We start from the raw sequence: 17146 nt of genomic DNA on the forward strand, positions 1-17146 counted from the left end.
GCCTCATTGGAACGGGCGACACATAGCCGCAACAATGGATAAAAAATCATACTAGCCATGTCCTCACGTCATACCTTGGATCCGAATGAAACGACTGCCTCCCCTGCCGGCGCTGTACACATTTTTGATTACCGCGCAGTGCTGCAACTTCACCCGGGCCGCCGAGCAACTGCACATCACTCAGGGCGCAGTGAGCCGGCAGATTGCCGGGCTGGAGGATCACCTGGGTTATGAACTGTTCATCCGCCAGGCCCGCGGCCTCGACCTCACCGCCGAGGGACGGGAATGGCTGCCACGTGTCCGGCAGATTTTCGGCCTGATCGATGAAGCGGTGGAGCAGATCGGCGAGAAGCGCGAAACCCTGCGACTCAAGGCCCCGACCTGCGTCATGCGCTGGCTGTTGCCACGGCTGTTGCAGTGGCAGAAAGAACGCCCGGACGTGCCGGTCGAACTGACCACCACGGTCAAGCACGGCGTGGATTTCCATCGCGAGCAATTCGACGCGGCCGTGATGTATGGCGCGCCGCCGGAGGCTTCGCTGGTGTCGCAACGCCTGTTCGAAGAACGACTGACACCGGTGTGCTCCAAGCCATTGCTCGAAGGCCCAGTACCGTTGCACACGCCGAAGGATCTGGAGCAGCACATGCTGCTGCACCCGACCCGGGATGAACGGGACTGGAAGGCCTGGCTGGCCTCGGCGGATGTTCGCTTGAGTAATGTGAGCAAGGGTCAGCATTTCGAAACGCTGGACCTGGCGATGTCGATGGCGTCACAGGGCACCGGTGTAGCGATCGGCGACTGGTCGCTGATTGGTGATGACCTGAGCGCCGGGCGGCTGGTCATGCCTTTCGATCTGATCGTAAAGACAGGCTTGGCGTATTACCTGGTTTCCCCCGAAAAACCCGGACCTTCGGCGAAATTACGCGAGCTGACGGGGTGGTTGGTGGAGCAAGCGCAGAGTCGCTGAAAGCCAGGAGTCCTGGCGTGATACCCCTGTGGGAGTGAGCTTGCTCGCTCCCACAGAGACAGTCAGTTCAATACCCGACGGTAAACCGCTGGCGAATGTGCTTCGGCGCTTCCACTTCATCCAGCATTGCGATGGCAAAGTCAGCGAACGTGATCCAGCTGCGCCCTTCGCTGCTCACCAGCAAATCATCCTTGCCGATCCGGAATTTTCCCGTGCGTTGACCTTCGACAAACTCTGCCGACGGCGACAAAAAGGTCCAGTCCAGATCCCGTTCCTGACGCAGGTTTTCCAGAAACTCGGCACCCGCCCCGGCTTCTGCCTTGTACTCGGCCGGGAAGCCTGGGCTATCGATCACCCGGGTGCCATCCGGCAACAACAAAGACCCGGCACCGCCCACCACCAACAGGCGATTGACCCCGGCCTTTTTCACCGGTCCGATGACGGCACTGGCCGGCAGCGTGGCGAAATGCGCGGCGCTGATCACCAGGTCATGACCCGCCACTGCGGCTTGCAACGCAGCACTGTCGAGGGCATCGACATTCTGACTGACCACGCCGGTACGCTGGCCGATCTTCGAGGTATCGCGGGCGATGGCGGTGACACTGTGACCACGGCGCAGGGCTTCTTCCAACAGCTGGCTACCGGCACGACCGGTGGCACCGATGATTGCGATTTTGCTCATGACGTTCTCCAGTTGGCTTGAGGTGTATCTGTAGCAACAAAAATGTTTATGTGGCGGTCATCACAAAAACTCATTCACCCCACTTCATCTCGCCCTTGGCGACCTTGGCGCTCAGCTCCAGGGAGCTTTCGTCACCCAGTGTCGAGAAGCGTTTTTTCATCGCGACGATCAGTGCGGCCGCATCCTTGGCCCTGGCGGTTTCCTCGTCGAAGGCCTTGATGTAATCGGCGGTGAATTGCACCGCCGCCAGGGAGCGGGCGCTGTCCCCGAGGTAATGACCCGGGATGACGGTTTTCGGTTTCAGGGTTTCGATCGAGTGCAGCGTAGTCAACCAATCGGCATGGGACTTCGGGGTTTGGGTGTCAGCCATCCACAGGTGAATGTTTTCTGCCACGACCACGCCACCGACCACGGCCTTGATCGATGGAATCCACACGAAGCTGCGATCCGGTTGCTTGCCCTCAAGACCGACCACCTGCAGTTTCTGCCCTTCGAGCATCAGGCTGTCGCCCTTCAGCACCTCCGGCACGATGGTTTTAGCCGGTACGTCGGCGCCCATTTTCGGACCCCAGAACGCCAGTTTGCCGTCGACGGTGTGCTTGATGTGATCAACGGTCGGCCGGGAAGCGAGCACCTTGGCGTTGGGGAATGCAGCCGTCAGGGTGTCGAGGCCGAAGTAATAGTCCGGGTCGCCGTGACTGATGTAGATGGTGGTCAGTTGCTTGCCGCTGGCGCGGATTTTTTCCACCACCTGTTCGGCCTGGGACTTGCCGAATTGGGCGTCCACCAGAATGGCCTCTTTCTCACCGCTGACCAGTACCGATGTCACCGGAAAAATGGCCTTTTCGCCGGGGTTGTAGACATCCAGGGTCAATGTCGACGCGGCGGCGTGAGCGGCGAAACCGAGAGCGGTGGTCGCCAGCAAAACGCGTTTGAGAGTGGTGAAACCGATCATCTGTTGCTCCGTATCCAATGGCTGTGGTGGTCCCTTGCAGGGGCGAGCAAGCTCGCTCCTACAGGGAACAGAGCTTAGTTGCCTGGTTCAGTACAAAAAATGCGATGCTGGAACATAGTTTGTTTCTGAAATCGGGCAAATCATGGATCGTCTACAAGCAATGCGGGTGTTCGTTACGGTGGTCGACCTCGGTAGCCAGTCGGCCGCCGCCGATCATCTGGAGCTTTCCCGGCCGGTGGTTTCCCGGTATCTGGCCGAGCTGGAAGACTGGGTCGGCGCGCGCTTGATGCACCGCACCACACGCAAGTTGAGCCTGACCGCCGCCGGCAGCGAAATCCTGCCGCGCTGCCGGCAAATGCTCGACTTGTCCAGCGACATGCAAGCCGCCGTCAGCGAACCGGACGAAGCACCGCGCGGCCTGCTGCGAGTCAGCGTCAGTACTTCATTCGGTCAGGCGCAACTGGCCGATGCCATGGCGGCGTACGTCAAGCGCTACCCCGGCGTGAGCATCGACATGCAGATGCTTGATCGCACGGTGAACCTGGTCGATGAGCGCATCGATCTGGCGATTCGCACCAGCAATGACCTGGACCCCAACCTGATCGCCCGCCGACTGACCGTCTGCCGCTCGGTGATCTGCGCCTCTCCTGCTTACCTGCGCGAGCACCCGGCGCCGCAGCGGGTCGAGGACTTGAGCCAGCACAATTGCCTGACCCATTCCTACTTCGGCAAAAGCCTGTGGCATTTCGAGCAGGAGGGCGAAGACGTCTCGGTGCCCGTGCAGGGCAACATCAGCGCCAACGAAGCCAGCACGCTCATGCGTGCGGCGATGGCCGGTGCCGGAGTGGCGATGCTGCCGACTTATCAGGCGGGCGTGCACATTCACAGCGGCGAGCTGGTCCGCCTGTTGCCAAGGGCCGAACCACGACAGATGAACGTGTATGCGGTGTACGCCTCGCGCAAGCACATGCCGGCGGCATTGCGCAGCCTGCTGGATTTTCTGGTAGTGAGGTTCCCCGAAGAACCGGTGTGGGACATCGGCCTGTAACCTCCGCTCCCTCTGGGAGCTGGCTTGCCCGCGAAGGCGTCGTCACCGTCGACATTGATGCTGGCTGACAATCCGTAATCGCTGGCAAGCCAGCTCCCACGGGGGCCATCAACGTTCGTGGCGTCACTGGCAACTCACTGGCACTGACCTATGCTCAAAGTAATACCGGAAGGTATTCGTTCAGAGGTCAATGCCATGAACATCAGAACAAGAAGATACCTCGCCATTTTCATCACCTGCGCGGTCACGCTCGGGCTCTATGGCGTTGCGGCCTGGCGGGTCGAGCAGTTACGCAACCTGCCCCGTGAATACGCCAGTTGCAACTTCGAGCAGTGCATTCCACACAACGCGACCCTCAATGCCCTCCGTTGACAAAGGGGATCAGGCCTCATTGCCCTGATCGGCCTTCAAGCGGTCACGGAAGGCTTTGGGCGAGATCCCCACCCGACGTCGGAACAGGCGCGTGAAGTTGGTCGGATCCGAGAACCCCAACACGTCGGACATTTCGTAAATGGTCATGCTTGTGTAGGTCAGCAAGCGCTTGGCCTCCAGCAATTGGCGTTCGTGCATGATCTGCAACGCCGGCTGACCGGCCAGCTCCCGACAGGTGCCATTGAGGTGGGACACGGAAATCCCCAGCCGATGGGCCAGATCCTCGACTTTGACATGCTGGCGATAAGTCTCTTCCACCAGTTGGATGAACCCGTTGAGGTACTCCCGCGCACGTTGCGGCCGCTGCGAGGCTGAACGACGCTGAATCACCTGACGGCTGACCCATACCATGATCACGCTGACCAGCGAATGCATCAGCATTTCCCGCGCCGGTTGGTGCCCCGTGTATTCGGCTTGCAACGCCGAAAACAAGCTGTTGAGGTACTCGCTGTTTTCACCCGCCGGGTAGCTCTCGGCCTGGGCCAGCGCATTCCCCGAATGCCCCAATTGCGCCTGCAGGTGGGCGATCAACGGCGCGGCGAGGGTGACGACGAACCCTTCGACATCTTCGGAAAAACGATAGCCATGCACGGATAACGGCGGCAGGACCAGGATCGCCGGCTCGCTCAGTTGCGTACGTTTGCCTTCGATTTCAAGCTCTGCCTGACCTTTGAACACGAAGAGCAACTGGCATAGATCCGGGTGGCGATGGGGTTTGATTTCCCATTGATGTTCGCGACTGCGTTTGGAAATGGTTTCACAGTGCAGCAAGTCCGGGGTTGGCCAATTCAGGCTTTCACCGTAGAGCTTGAACACCGGAATCGAAGGCAGGTCAGGCTTGTTCATCACTTCAATCCAGGCCTCGAAATAGATGACGGACGATAATCGCGCCGATTGGCAGAATGCACAGATATCGGCTCAGTTTTCACCCTCAATTGACAGACTCGCAAGTGAAAAATGCAAGCACTCGATCCATAAAACTCGCTCAGCGACCCTGGTCGTGTGCTGCGTGGGAGCCATAAAAACAATGAAGCCCTGAAACCCAAGTTGCCATCATTGGCACCGGTCCTTTCGGTCTGCTGCTCGGTCAATGGCTGCACAACGCCGGCATCGATCCCCTCGTTCTCGAACGTCAGAGCCCGGACTATGTGCTTGGGCGAATCCGCGCCGGGTCCTTGAAAAAGGCATGGTAGAGCTGTTGCGCCAGGCCGGCGTGGGTCAGCGCATGGACGCCGAAGGATTGGTCCACGGTGGCTTCGAACAGGCCCTCGACGGACGCCAGGTGCGTATCGATCCGCACGCCCTGACTGGCGGAAAAACTGATGATCCAAGGCCAGACCGAGGTCATCCACGACCTGATGGCCGCTCGTCAGGTCGCCGGGGGGCGATGGCTTCCATGGCGTGGCGCGGCAGTCGAGGGCTATCGAATAGCCTGCTATCGATTTAAACTGGCGAGCACCCCCCGCTCGCCTTGCCACTGGCGGGTTATCACTGCCCGCAGGTTTTCTTCGTGACCAATCTCAAACAGCCTGAAACGCCCAAGCCGGCTATCCGCAGCGTATTGATCGCCCTGATGCTGGCAATTTTCCTCGGCGCCCTGGACCAAACCATCGTCGCCGTGTCGATGCCGGCCATTTCCGCGCAATTCAAGGACGTCAGTCTGCTGGCCTGGGTGATTTCCGGGTACATGGTGGCGATGACGGTCGCGGTGCCGATCTACGGCAAACTCGGCGACTTGTACGGGCGTCGCAAGTTGATGCTGTTCGGCATGGGCCTGTTCACCCTGGCGTCGTTGTTCTGCGGCATGGCCCAGAGCATGGAACAACTGGTGCTGGCGCGGATTTTTCAAGGCGTCGGTGCCGGCGGCATGATCTCGGTCAGCCAGGCGATCATCGGCGACATCGTGCCGCCACGGGAGCGCGGTCGCTATCAGGGTTATTTCAGCAGCATGTACGCCGTGGCCAGCGTGGCCGGTCCGGTGCTGGGTGGCTACATGACTGAATACCTGTCCTGGCGCTGGGTGTTCTTGATCAACTTGCCGCTGGGCCTGGGTGCCTGGCTGGTGGCCAATCGCACCCTGGTGGGCTTGCCGATACCGCAACGCAAGCCAGTCATCGATTACCTCGGCACCCTGCTGATGATCATCGGGCTGACGGCGTTGCTGCTGGGCATTACCCTGGTTGGCCAGGGACATTCATGGCGCAGCGTCGAGGTGCTGGCCCTGCTCGGTTGCGCCGTGTTCGTGCTGGGCTTGTTCGTGGCCTGTGAACGACGGGCACAGGAACCGTTGCTGCCCATGCATCTGTTCGCCAATCGCAATGCGGTTCTGTGCTGGTGCACGATTTTCTTCACCAGTTTCCAGGCGATCTCGTTGATCGTGCTGATGCCGCTGCGCTTTCAGAGCGTGACCGGGGCCGGGGCCGACAGCGCGGCCCTGCATCTGCTGCCGCTGGCCATGGGTATGCCGATCGGTGCCTATTTCGCCGGCCGCCGTACGTCTGTGACCGGACGCTACAAACCGATGATCCTGACCGGCGCCGTGCTGATGCCGATCTCGATTCTCGGCATGGCATTCAGCCCGCCCCAGGCGTTTTTGCTCAGCAGCCTGTTCATGTTACTCAGTGGCATCGCCGGGGGGATGCAGTTCCCGACGTCACTGGTGGGCACACAGAACTCAGTGGAACAACGCGACATAGGCGTCGCCACCAGCACCACCAACCTGTTCCGGTCGCTGGGTGGCGCGGTGGGCGTTTCTGTGATGTCGGCGTTGCTGCTGGCGTTGCTGCAGGATTCGAGTTTCGCGCACCTGGCCGGCTCGTCGCTGATCGCCGAAGGTCATTCGGGGAATGTGCTGCTGGACGGTTTGAACGCTGCAGCGGGGGATACACAAAACGCTCTGCGTGCCGAACTGCTGCTGACGTTTCGGCATTTATTGATGGTCAGTGCTGCGGTGTCGTTGCTGGGGCTGGCGGCGGCGATCGCCATGCCGAACATGGTGTTGCGCGGGCGGGAAGACAAGGTTCGGTAGGTGGACCGAGTCCCCGCTTTCGCGAGCAAGCTCCGGGCGGCGTTCCGACGATAGCGTCATGACAGTCACAACATCTTCAAGGACTGTAATACCCCACAGCCACCAGAAAATGCCCGACTTTCTTCAGGTAGGCATGCTTGTCCTCGACCTTGCCGGTGACCGGGTTTTTCCAGCGATAGTCGTATTCGCCGTAATCCTGCCCGGCCATGAGCGCCAGCATTGGCTCGCCCACCGGCTTGCCTTCAGGGTCGCTGATCTTGCTGAAATCGGTGTTGATCAAGCGCAGGTTGGTGCCGTGGGCGATGTAACGCCGGGTATTGAGGTCGACGACAAACACATACAGGTCATCCTGCAAATAACCGCCCTTGAGGGAATTGATGGCGCTCAGGGTGCCCTTCTCGTCCTTGGCCAGATCGGCCGCGGCTTTGTTCAGCAGTGCCATGGCCTGTTCCGCTGACGCCCGTGGCAGGTAATACCCGACCGCCAGAATCCGCTGGCCGACACGCTGGTAGTAGACGTGCTTGCGTTCGATTTTGCCGTCGGCCCAGTTCTGCCAGCGGTATTCCGCCTGCTGGATGCCATTGCCCTCCGGCACTTTCAGGGCGTCCTTGAAGGTTTTCTTCAAATCCGGCCCGAGGGTTTCCGATACGTCCCGGCCGATCAGCGCCGAGGATGGCCCGCCGCTGGCGAGCATCACACCCTTGGTATCCAGTACAAAGACATAACGGTCCTTGTCGACAAACTCGCCCTGTCGGCTGAACGCCGCGAAGGCCTTGTCGCCATTCTCGTGGTAATAGGCCAGGGCTTTTTCCAGTAAGGCGATGGCGGCCTGACTGTCAGCTTTTTCGGTGTCGGCGGCTTGAGCCTGGCCCAGGCACAGCAAAAGCATGCTGCCCAGCAAGGCCAATTTGTGCAGAAACCCCATTGCGCATCCCTCGTTCTTGATCGTGTTTCAAGAGCGTAGACGGGTTGGGGCCATGTACGAATATTCAGGATCCGTAGTGAACGGATTGGGGCGGCTTTGCCACCCGACGGGAGCAAGCTCCCTCGCCACAAGTGTTCATGTGCAGGTCTATTACTGGCGGGCGCGCAGTTGCTGCTGCAGGTTCTGGATCTGTGCCTGAAGGGTATTGATATTGCGAGTGACCTGGCTGCGGAAAGCATCGAATTCGGCAGTGTTGGTCGAGCCTTGGACCGGCGTCGGGCGATTGTCCTGTTCGCTTTTGAGCACCACGATCTCCTGCTCCAATCGCTCGATGGCGGCGCTCGGATTGCCTTGTTTCTTCAATGCGGTGATGTCGGCGCCGAGGCTTTTCAGCTGTGCATCGAATTTTTCAGTGTCTGCCGGAGCACTCTTCAACGCGGCCACGTCGCTGATCAAGACTTTGACCTGAGCCTGCAATTGCGTATTGGCGGTTTGGTGCTCATTGCTCTGCGCGCTGATTTGCGCCAGACGCTTATCCAGATCGGTGGTTTGTGCCGTCATCTGCGCCAGGCGCTTGTCGAGATCCGAGGTCTGGCCCGCGACGCCTTGTTGTTGCTGACTCTGATCCTGCAGCTTGCTTTCCAGCTGTTTGATTTGCAGCTTCAGGGCTTCGCTGTCGCTGGTGACGTTGGTCTGACTGGCCACCACCTTGCCGGAAATATCCTGCAGGCGCCCCGCCGCTTCCTCACTGATCCGGGCGAAGCTTTCCTGGGTGGCCACCAATTGCTGCTCCATCAGCGAAATCTGCTGAAAGCTCCACCAGGCCAAGCCCGCGAACGCAAAGAACAAAGCCCCGACCAATGCCCACAACGGCCCGGTGCTCGGACCCTTGACCTTTACAGCCGGCGCGGGTCGAGAGTGCACGGAGGTGCGAGTGGTGACCGGAAAATCATCGTCGTCGAGGCTGTCGGCGCGCAGGCTCGGTACATCGTCGAAGTCATCATTGGCATCGTTACGCATGGACATTGAGTCAACCTTTGTGAAACGCGGTGATAGCTGGATGCGGCGAGTATAACCTTCACGCCGCACCGATTGACCTTCACCCCACGGCCCGGTTCAGTGCCTCGCTGCTCAGCGAATATCCTGAGCCTTCCACCAGCCGCAGAACTCATCCAGCGCCGTCCACAGACTGACCTTGGGGTCGTAATCCAGATAATGCCGGGCGCGGCTGATGTCCAGGGTGAAATTTTTGTTCATGACCTGCATGCCCAACCGCGACAGGGTCGGTTCGGGACGCCCCGGCCACAACTTGCACACACCCTCGTTGAGCGCTGCGACGGTGTAGGCCAGGCCGTAGGAACGGTAGCGCGTTACTTGTGGGACTTCCATTTTACGCATGACGTAATTAACCACGTCCCACAATGGAATCGGCGTCCCGTTGCTGATGTTGTAGGCCTTGCCCAGGGCGGACCCGCTGGTCAGCAAACTGCTGAGCAACGCTTCGTTGAGGTTCTGCATGCTGGTGAAATCGACCTTGTTCAGGCCGTTGCCGATAATTGCCAGGCGCCCCTTGCGCTGCATGTTCAGCAGGCGCGGGAAAATGCTCATGTCACCAGCACCGGTAACGAAGCGCGGACGCAGGGCCAGGGTCTCGAGGCCGAATTCCTGGGCACCGAAGACTTTTTGCTCGGCCAGGTATTTGGTCGCGGCGTAAGGATGCTTGAAGCGTTTGGGCACCTGCTCTTCGGTCAACCCCAGGTGATCGCGACCATCGAAATAAATCGACGGCGACGACAAATGCACCAGCCGCCTGACCCGCTGTTTCAGGCAGGCTTCGACGACGTTTTCGGTGACCTGGACGTTACCTTGGTGAAAGTCCTGATAACGTCCCCACAAACCGACGGCGCCGGCGCAATGCACCACGGCCTCGACGTCGGAACACAGGTCACGCGTCAGTTCAGGATCACTCAAATCGCCCTGGATGAACTCGGCGCCGCGCCGCACCAGATGCTCCACACCTTCGGCCCGGCGACCGTTGACCCGCACATCCAGGCCCTGCTCCAGGGCAAAACGCGCAAAGCGTCCGCCGATGAAACCGCTTGCGCCGGTGACCAGAATCTTCATGTATTGCTCCAACAAAATGCAGTTGCGAGCTTCAAGCCTCAAGCCGCAAGTTAAAAACGATGCGCAAGCACTTCACGTGCAGCTTGCAGCTTGACGCTTATTGCTGCTCCAACGGCACCAACCATTGCTTCGACGCGCGCACCAATTGATCGGTAAGAAGCCCCAGCAATTGACCGCCATTGCGCCAATGATGCCAGTACAGCGGCACGTCGATCGGTTTATCTGGCAAAAGCTCCAGCAACGCACCGCGCTCCAGCTGTTCGCGAACCTGCAATTCGGGCACCAGTCCCCAGCCGAGGCCCGCTTCGGTGAGGCGAATAAAACCTTCAGAGGACGGGCATAAATGGTGTTCGAACCCACCATCGACGCCGAGAGACGCCAGGTATCGATGCTGCAGGAAATCATCCGGGCCAAACACCAGCGCCGGCGTCCGGGCCAACTGATCGGCGCGCACGCCCTGGGGGAAATGCCGGGCAATGAAGGCCGGACTGGCCAACGCGCGGTAGCGCATCGCCCCCAGCAACACACTGCGGGCGCCCGCCACCGGCCGCTCGCTGGCACAGAGGCATGCAGCCACTTCACCTGCACGCATGCGTTTAAGGCCCACGGTCTGGTCTTCGACCACCAGATCCATCAACAGATGTTGTTCCGCGCAAAAATCCCCCACGGCCTGCGCCCACCAGGTGGCCAGGCTGTCAGCATTCAAAGCGATACGCAGGCGTTCGGGCAGGCCTTCTTCGTCCAGCGCCGGCACCAGCGTCTGCAAATCCCGCTCAAGCAAACGCACCTGCTGCACATGGTTGAGCAAACGCCGGCCAATTTCCGTGGGCGTCGGCGGTGTGCCCCGGACCAACACCGGTTGGCCGACCCGCGCTTCAAGCAATTTGATGCGTTGAGAGATCGCCGACTGCGACAAACCCAAGACCTGGGCGGCACGCTCGAACCCGGCTTGCTCGACCACAGCGGCGAGGGCAGACAGCAATTTATAGTCGAACATCAGTTTTCCTAATGAGCGATCAGCAAGATTGGTTTTTCTTATACAGCCTGACACGGGAGAATGGCCAGCAAGAACGCTTGAACAAGGAACACCCACATGGCTGGCGAAACTTCATTGGCAACACTGCTGCGCAGCATGAGCCCACAACTCAATGCCGGCGAGTACGTGTTCTGCACCTTGCGTGACGGCCAATGGCCGGCGGGCCTGGACATCATCGGCAGCTTCCGCGAGCAGGAAGGCCTGACCGTGATTCTCGAACGCCGCCACGCCGAACAGGCGGGCTTCAGTTTCGACTACGTCGCGGCCTGGATCACCTTGAACGTGCACTCGGCCCTCGAAGCTGTCGGTCTGACCGCCGCGTTCGCCACGGCACTGGGCCAGTCCGGCATCAGTTGCAACGTGATCGCCGGCTATTACCACGACCATTTGTTTGTCGGCCAGGCCGATGCCGAACGCGCCATGCAAGTGCTGCGCGATCTGGCAGCCAACGCGGAGTAATCATTATGTGGCAAAGCTATGTGAACGGCCTGCTGGTGGCCTTCGGACTGATCATGGCGATCGGTACCCAGAATGCGTTTGTGCTGGCCCAGAGCCTGCGTCGTGAACACCACCTCCCGGTGGCGGCGTTCTGCGTGGCCTGCGATGCATTATTGGTGGCCGCCGGCGTTTTCGGCCTGGCGACCGTACTGGCGCAAAACCCGACCTTGCTGGCCATCGCCCGTTGGGGTGGTGCCGCGTTTCTGTTGTGGTACGGCACCCAGGCGTTGCGCCGGGCGTGCTCGAAACAAAGCCTGCAACAGGGTGAAAACCAGACCGTGCGCTCATTGCGGGCAGTCATGCTCAGCGCGCTGGCGGTGACCCTGCTCAACCCGCACGTCTACCTGGATACCGTGTTGCTGATCGGCTCCCTCGGAGCCCAGCAGACAGAGCCCGGCGCTTATGTGGTGGGGGCGGCCAGTGCTTCGTTGCTGTGGTTTTTCACCCTGGCGCTCGGCGCGGCATGGCTGGCGCCTTGGCTGGCTCGTCCCAGTACCTGGCGCATCCTCGACCTGTTGGTGGCCGTCATGATGTTTGCGGTAGCGTTGCAATTGATCACCGCCGGCTGATTTATTCCAAAAGGCTCTGGAACCTCTATTCCACACAGTTGTTGCGTGGTTATGCCGCACCCCCGGTGCTATGATCCGAGACCTGCGCCGCAAAGAGTACAAACTCCCCGGCGCTAGTCTGGCCGCCCGTGATCGGCCTTGCGCTCACCGCACCTGACCTGATTAGGAGATCCACCATGGCTTTCGAATTGCCGCCACTGCCTTACGCACACGATGCACTGCAGCCGCACATTTCCAAGGAAACTCTGGAATATCACCACGACAAGCACCACAACACCTACGTCGTGAACCTGAACAACCTGGTGCCAGGCACCGAGTTCGAAGGCAAGACCCTGGAAGAAATCGTCAAGTCTTCCTCGGGCGGTATCTTCAACAACGCCGCTCAGGTCTGGAACCACACTTTCTACTGGAACTGCCTGGCACCCAACGCCGGCGGTCAACCAACCGGCGCCCTGGCTGAAGCCATCAACGCTGCTTTCGGTTCGTTCGACAAGTTCAAGGAAGAGTTCAGCAAGACGTCCATCGGCACCTTCGGTTCCGGTTGGGGCTGGCTGGTGAAAAAGGCTGACGGTTCCCTGGCCCTGGCCAGCACCATCGGCGCCGGCAACCCGCTGACCAACGGCGACACCCCGCTGCTGACCTGCGACGTCTGGGAGCACGCTTACTACATCGACTACCGCAACCTGCGTCCGAAGTACGTCGAAGCGTTCTGGAACCTGGTCAACTGGAAATTCGTAGCTGAGCAGTTCGAAGGCAAAACCTTCACCGCTTAAGCTCGATACCCGTCAAAAAAACCCGGCCTTCCAGCCGGGTTTTTTTTACGTGATGGGTTGAGTCGATCAGTCATCGTCAGCTGGCTGGCCGCCTTCGCGGGCAAACCTGACGCCTGCAGGCGCATCGCGCAATCCAATAAAACCAGACCCTGTCCCCACGACGAACCCTCCTTGAGCCTCTTGCCCCCACGCTACAGCCGTCTAACATCAATTAAGAAGGAAAATATCTATACATCCCCTCAAGTTGAAGGACTCGACAACCGACACAGTACTAATCGCACAATTAATCCAGTCAACAACCTATTGGCCAAACTGCAGGAAAAAGCCCCTACAGATGATTGTCCCTTTGACTGCGATCACGGGATTGCCAATACTCATGGCAACTTGATGCTACCCGCACGGAACAAGGAATAGCCCTTTGAAGCTGGAACTCAAGAACAGCTTGTCGGTGAAGTTGCTCCGGGTCGTGCTCCTGTCGGCATTGGTCGTCGGCGTAGTCTTGAGCTGCGCACAGATCGTTTTCGATGCCTATAAAACACGCCAGGCCGTCGCCAATGATGCCGAACGCATCCTCGATATGTTCCGCGACCCTTCGACCCAGGCCGTCTACAGCCTGGACCGGGAAATGGGCATGCAGGTCATCGAAGGCCTGTTTCAGGACGACGCTGTGCGCCAAGCCTCCATTGGTCATCCCAATGAAGCCATGCTCGCGCAAAAATCCCGTGAGTTGCAGCATTCCAAAAGTCGTTGGCTGACTGATCTGATCCTGGGCAAGGAACGCACCTTCACCACCCAACTGGTGGGTCGCGGCCCTTACAGCGAGTATTACGGCGACCTGAGCATCACCCTCGACACCGCCACCTATGGGCAAGGCTTTATCGTCAGTTCGGTGATCATTTTCATTTCGGGTGTGTTGCGGGCCCTGGCGATGGGATTGGTGCTCTACCTGGTTTATCACTGGCTGCTGACCAAACCCCTGTCGCGGATTATCGAGCACCTGACCGAAATCAATCCGGACCGTCCCAGCGAACACAAGATTCCTCAACTCAAGGGCCACGAGAAAAACGAGCTGGGTATCTGGATCAACACCGCCAACCAGTTGCTGGAGTCCATCGAGCGCAACACCCATCTGCGCCACGAAGCGGAAAACAGCCTGCTGCGCATGGCTCAATATGATTTCCTCACTGGCCTGCCGAATCGCCAGCAATTGCAAACACAGCTGGACAAGATCCTCGTCGACGCCGGTAAATTGCAGCGCCGGGTCGCCGTGCTTTGCGTCGGTCTCGATGACTTCAAGGGTATCAACGAACAGTTCAGCTACCAGACCGGCGACCAGTTGCTGCTGGCCCTGGCTGATCGACTGCGCGGGCACAGTGGTCGCCTGGGCGCCCTGGCCCGTCTGGGTGGTGACCAGTTCGCCCTGGTTCAGGCCGATATCGAACAACCCTACGAAGCCGCTGAACTGGCGCAAAGCATTCTCGATGACCTGGAAGCGACGTTTGCCCTCGATCATCAGGAAATTCGCCTGCGGGCCACTATCGGTATCACCCTGTTCCCGGAGGACGGAGACAGTACCGAGAAGCTGCTGCAAAAAGCCGAGCAGACCATGACCCTGGCCAAGACTCGATCGCGTAACCGCTATCAGTTCTATATCGCCAGCGTCGACACTGAAATGCGTCGCCGTCGCGAACTGGAGAAAGACCTGCGCGACGCCTTGGTCCGCGACCAGTTCTACCTCGTCTATCAACCGCAAATCAGCTACCGCGATCATCGCGTGGTGGGCGTCGAGGCGTTGATCCGCTGGCAACATCCCGAGCACGGACTGGTTCCGCCAGACTTGTTCATCCCACTGGCCGAGCAGAACGGCACCATCATCGCCATCGGCGAGTGGGTGCTGGATCAGGCCTGCAAGCAGCTGCGCGAGTGGCATGACCAGGGCTTCAGCGATTTGCGCATGGCGGTGAACCTGTCCACGGTGCAATTGCACCACGCCGAGCTGCCGCGGGTGGTCAACAACCTGCTGCAGATGTACCGCCTGCCACCGCGCAGTCTGGAACTGGAAGTCACCGAAACCGGCCTGATGGAAGACATCAGCACCGCCGCCCAGCACCTGCTCAGCCTGCGTCGTTCCGGCGCGCTGATTGCCATCGATGACTTCGGAACCGGTTATTCATCGCTGAGCTACCTGAAAAGCCTGCCTCTGGACAAGATCAAGATCGACAAGAGCTTCGTTCAGGACCTGCTCGATGACGACGACGATGCAACCATCGTTCGCGCCATCATCCAATTGGGCAAGAGCCTGGGCATGCAGGTGATCGCCGAAGGCGTGGAAACTGCCGAACAGGAAACGTACATCATCTCCGAAGGCTGCCACGAAGGTCAGGGCTACTTCTACAGCAAGCCACTGCCGGCGCGCGAGTTGGGCGCTTACTTGAAGCAAGCCCAGCGCAGCAACGCCGCTATTTTGTGATCGGGTATCCGTCGCGCCTCGCTCCTGCAGGGTGGATTGCGCCCTTGTGCGAATAAGAAATATTTTCAAGAACAGTCTTTACACATAATGCGAAAGATTTGCATTATGTCGCAGTTTTGCGCGCCCGCCGCGCCATACCACCTCCCTTTCGAAGCAGGATGTTCGCCATGATTCGTATGCCTCTGGCTACCGCCAGTCTGTTGGCCATCGCAATTTCCCTCGCCGGTTGCGGTGAGGGCAAAGACAAGGAAAAGACGGCCGCCCCTGCGCCGGCCGCCAGCACTGCCGCTGCCCCGACTGCTGCCGGCAAAGTCGATGAAGCCGCCGCCAAAGCCGTTGTCGCGCACTACGCCGACATGGTTTTCGCTGTTTACAGCGATGCCGAATCCACCGCGAAAACCCTGCAAACCGCCATCGACGCCTTCCTCGCCAAGCCGAACGCCGACACCCTGAAAGCGGCCAAGGCCGCCTGGGTCGCTGCCCGCGTTCCTTATCTGCAGAGCGAAGTGTTCCGCTTCGGCAATACCATCATCGACGACTGGGAAGGTCAGGTGAACGCCTGGCCACTGGACGAAGGCCTGATCGACTACGTCGACAAATCCTACGAGCACGCACTGGGTAACCCTGGCGCCACCGCCAACATCATCGCCAACGCTGAAGTTCAGATCGGTGAAGACAAGGTCGACGTGAAAGACATCACCCCGGAAAAACTCGCCAGCCTGAACGAGCTGGGCGGTTCCGAGGCGAACGTCGCCACTGGCTACCACGCTATCGAATTCCTGCTCTGGGGCCAGGATCTGAACGGTACCGGCCCTGGCGCCGGCAATCGTCCTGCCTCGGACTACCTGGAAGGTGCCGGCGCCACTGGCGGCCACAACGATCGTCGTCGCGCTTACCTGAAAGCCGTGACCCAACTGCTGGTCAGCGACCTGGAAGAAATGGTCGGTAACTGGAAGCCGAACGTGGCCGACAACTACCGCGCCACCCTGGAAGCGGAACCGGCTGAAACCGGCCTGCGCAAAATGCTGTTCGGCATGGGCAGCCTGTCCCTGGGCGAACTGGCGGGCGAGCGCATGAAGGTTTCCCTGGAAGCCAACTCCCCTGAAGACGAGCAGGACTGCTTCAGCGACAACACCCACAACTCGCACTTCTACGATGCCAAAGGCATTCGTAACGTGTACCTGGGCGAGTACACCCGCGCCGACGGCAGCAAAATGACCGGTGCCAGCCTGTCGTCCCTGGTGGCCAAGGCCGACCCGGCCGCCGACGCCGCGCTGAAAGCCGACCTGGCCGCGACCGAAGCCAAGATCCAGATCATGGTTGATCACGCCAACAAGGGCGAGCACTACGACCAGTTGATCGCAGCCGGCAACACCGCAGGCAACCAGATCGTCCGTGACGCCATTGCATCCCTAGTCAAACAGACCGGTTCGATCGAGACCGCCGCTGGCAAACTGGGTATCAACGACCTGAACCCGGACAACGCTGATCACGAGTTCTGATCAACGCTGGCTGCACAGGAAGGCGACCTGCGGGTCGCCTTTTTCATGCCCGCCAAACCACCACTGCGACAGGGGATTGTGTTTACCGGATAATTCCTGCTCCAAATCAAGTAAACGATAATTCCTCTTATTCAAAT

The 17146-nt window shown here is 59.6% G+C and carries 16 protein-coding genes and 1 pseudogene; 10 read left to right on the plus strand and 7 right to left on the minus strand.

The features are described from left to right. Positions 1–85: 85 nt before the first annotated feature. Positions 86–967, plus strand: a complete 882-nt coding sequence (locus BLV61_RS10430) for a LysR substrate-binding domain-containing protein (RefSeq protein ID WP_047532602.1) — start codon at positions 86–88, stop codon at positions 965–967. A gap of 67 nt (positions 968–1034) precedes the next feature. Here the strand turns inward: BLV61_RS10430 and BLV61_RS10435 are convergent, their stop codons facing one another. Together BLV61_RS10435 and BLV61_RS10440 are read right to left on the minus strand one after the other, a co-directional pair. After that, positions 1035–1649: an NAD(P)-dependent oxidoreductase gene (locus BLV61_RS10435; protein WP_047532604.1), complete on the minus strand. Its 615-nt coding sequence runs from the start codon at positions 1647–1649 to the stop codon at positions 1035–1037. 70 nt (positions 1650–1719) lie between these two features. After that, positions 1720–2604 (minus strand): MBL fold metallo-hydrolase, encoded by an 885-nt coding sequence (locus BLV61_RS10440; RefSeq protein WP_090464726.1) that lies wholly within the window; start codon positions 2602–2604, stop codon positions 1720–1722. Positions 2605–2746: 142 nt separating this feature from the next. Here BLV61_RS10440 and BLV61_RS10445 point away from each other — a divergent pair, with 142 nt between their 5' ends. Together BLV61_RS10445 and BLV61_RS31300 are read left to right on the plus strand one after the other, a co-directional pair. Further along, entirely contained in the window at positions 2747–3652 is a 906-nt protein-coding gene (locus BLV61_RS10445) for a LysR family transcriptional regulator (protein ID WP_208604205.1), read from the plus strand. A gap of 195 nt (positions 3653–3847) precedes the next feature. Beyond that, a complete protein-coding gene (locus tag BLV61_RS31300; protein ID WP_167361791.1) occupies positions 3848–4024 on the plus strand; it encodes a hypothetical protein in 177 nt (58 codons plus the stop codon). A gap of 9 nt (positions 4025–4033) precedes the next feature. On the opposite strand, the gene BLV61_RS10455 is transcribed toward BLV61_RS31300, so the two are convergent. Further along, positions 4034–4930 (minus strand): helix-turn-helix domain-containing protein, encoded by an 897-nt coding sequence (locus BLV61_RS10455; RefSeq protein ID WP_047539038.1) that lies wholly within the window; start codon positions 4928–4930, stop codon positions 4034–4036. Between the two features lie 206 nt (positions 4931–5136). Here BLV61_RS10455 and BLV61_RS10460 point away from each other — a divergent pair. After that, positions 5137–5499, plus strand: a pseudogene (locus BLV61_RS10460) (FAD-dependent monooxygenase); the annotation flags it as partial. Between the two features lie 95 nt (positions 5500–5594). After that, positions 5595–7112, plus strand: a complete 1518-nt coding sequence (locus tag BLV61_RS10465; RefSeq protein WP_047539043.1) for an MDR family MFS transporter — start codon at positions 5595–5597, stop codon at positions 7110–7112. 76 nt (positions 7113–7188) lie between these two features. On the opposite strand, the gene BLV61_RS10470 is transcribed toward BLV61_RS10465, so the two are convergent. The 4 genes from BLV61_RS10470 to BLV61_RS10485 form a co-directional block, all read right to left on the minus strand. After that, positions 7189–8037, minus strand: a complete 849-nt coding sequence (locus BLV61_RS10470) for a cache domain-containing protein (RefSeq protein ID WP_090464731.1) — start codon at positions 8035–8037, stop codon at positions 7189–7191. A 150-nt stretch (positions 8038–8187) separates the two neighbouring features. Continuing rightward, positions 8188–9063: an ATPase gene (locus BLV61_RS10475; RefSeq protein WP_090464734.1), complete on the minus strand. Its 876-nt coding sequence runs from the start codon at positions 9061–9063 to the stop codon at positions 8188–8190. 105 nt (positions 9064–9168) lie between these two features. Continuing rightward, a complete protein-coding gene (locus BLV61_RS10480; RefSeq protein WP_047532618.1) occupies positions 9169–10161 on the minus strand; it encodes an NAD-dependent epimerase/dehydratase family protein in 993 nt (330 codons plus the stop codon). Between the two features lie 97 nt (positions 10162–10258). After that, a complete protein-coding gene (locus BLV61_RS10485) occupies positions 10259–11158 on the minus strand; it encodes a LysR family transcriptional regulator ArgP (protein ID WP_090464737.1) in 900 nt (299 codons plus the stop codon). Positions 11159–11254: 96 nt separating this feature from the next. Here BLV61_RS10485 and BLV61_RS10490 point away from each other — a divergent pair, with 96 nt between their 5' ends. The 5 genes from BLV61_RS10490 to BLV61_RS10510 all read left to right on the plus strand — a co-directional run bounded on the left by BLV61_RS10490 (position 11255) and on the right by BLV61_RS10510 (position 17009). Then, entirely contained in the window at positions 11255–11656 is a 402-nt protein-coding gene (locus BLV61_RS10490) for an ACT domain-containing protein (RefSeq protein WP_047532622.1), read from the plus strand. Positions 11657–11661: 5 nt separating this feature from the next. After that, positions 11662–12264: a LysE/ArgO family amino acid transporter gene (locus BLV61_RS10495; protein ID WP_047532624.1), complete on the plus strand. Its 603-nt coding sequence runs from the start codon at positions 11662–11664 to the stop codon at positions 12262–12264. 176 nt (positions 12265–12440) lie between these two features. Beyond that, the gene (locus BLV61_RS10500; protein ID WP_008156084.1) at positions 12441–13037 is read left to right on the plus strand and encodes a superoxide dismutase; all 597 of its coding nucleotides are present in this window, start codon (positions 12441–12443) and stop codon (positions 13035–13037) included. 418 nt (positions 13038–13455) lie between these two features. Continuing rightward, entirely contained in the window at positions 13456–15507 is a 2052-nt protein-coding gene (locus BLV61_RS10505) for a putative bifunctional diguanylate cyclase/phosphodiesterase (protein WP_047532630.1), read from the plus strand. A 167-nt stretch (positions 15508–15674) separates the two neighbouring features. Further along, positions 15675–17009, plus strand: coding sequence for an imelysin family protein (locus BLV61_RS10510; RefSeq protein WP_090464740.1), 1335 nt, complete (start codon positions 15675–15677; stop codon positions 17007–17009). Positions 17010–17146: the final 137 nt, after the last annotated feature.

Source organism: Pseudomonas mohnii (genome assembly GCF_900105115.1).
GTDB lineage: Bacteria > Pseudomonadota > Gammaproteobacteria > Pseudomonadales > Pseudomonadaceae > Aquipseudomonas > Aquipseudomonas mohnii.

Coding starts and splice junctions, on each gene's coding strand:
- BLV61_RS10455 (WP_047539038.1), bottom strand. CDS start 4,930: ATGAACAAGCCTGACCTGCCTTCGATTCCGGTGTTCAAGCTCTACGGT.
- BLV61_RS10445 (WP_208604205.1), top strand. CDS start 2,747: ATGGATCGTCTACAAGCAATGCGGGTGTTCGTTACGGTGGTCGACCTC.
- BLV61_RS10510 (WP_090464740.1), top strand. CDS start 15,675: ATGATTCGTATGCCTCTGGCTACCGCCAGTCTGTTGGCCATCGCAATT.
- BLV61_RS10475 (WP_090464734.1), bottom strand. CDS start 9,063: ATGTCCATGCGTAACGATGCCAATGATGACTTCGACGATGTACCGAGC.
- BLV61_RS10495 (WP_047532624.1), top strand. CDS start 11,662: ATGTGGCAAAGCTATGTGAACGGCCTGCTGGTGGCCTTCGGACTGATC.
- BLV61_RS10490 (WP_047532622.1), top strand. CDS start 11,255: ATGGCTGGCGAAACTTCATTGGCAACACTGCTGCGCAGCATGAGCCCA.
- BLV61_RS10430 (WP_047532602.1), top strand. CDS start 86: ATGAAACGACTGCCTCCCCTGCCGGCGCTGTACACATTTTTGATTACC.
- BLV61_RS31300 (WP_167361791.1), top strand. CDS start 3,848: ATGAACATCAGAACAAGAAGATACCTCGCCATTTTCATCACCTGCGCG.
- BLV61_RS10470 (WP_090464731.1), bottom strand. CDS start 8,037: ATGGGGTTTCTGCACAAATTGGCCTTGCTGGGCAGCATGCTTTTGCTG.
- BLV61_RS10480 (WP_047532618.1), bottom strand. CDS start 10,161: ATGAAGATTCTGGTCACCGGCGCAAGCGGTTTCATCGGCGGACGCTTT.
- BLV61_RS10485 (WP_090464737.1), bottom strand. CDS start 11,158: ATGTTCGACTATAAATTGCTGTCTGCCCTCGCCGCTGTGGTCGAGCAA.
- BLV61_RS10440 (WP_090464726.1), bottom strand. CDS start 2,604: ATGATCGGTTTCACCACTCTCAAACGCGTTTTGCTGGCGACCACCGCT.
- BLV61_RS10500 (WP_008156084.1), top strand. CDS start 12,441: ATGGCTTTCGAATTGCCGCCACTGCCTTACGCACACGATGCACTGCAG.
- BLV61_RS10435 (WP_047532604.1), bottom strand. CDS start 1,649: ATGAGCAAAATCGCAATCATCGGTGCCACCGGTCGTGCCGGTAGCCAG.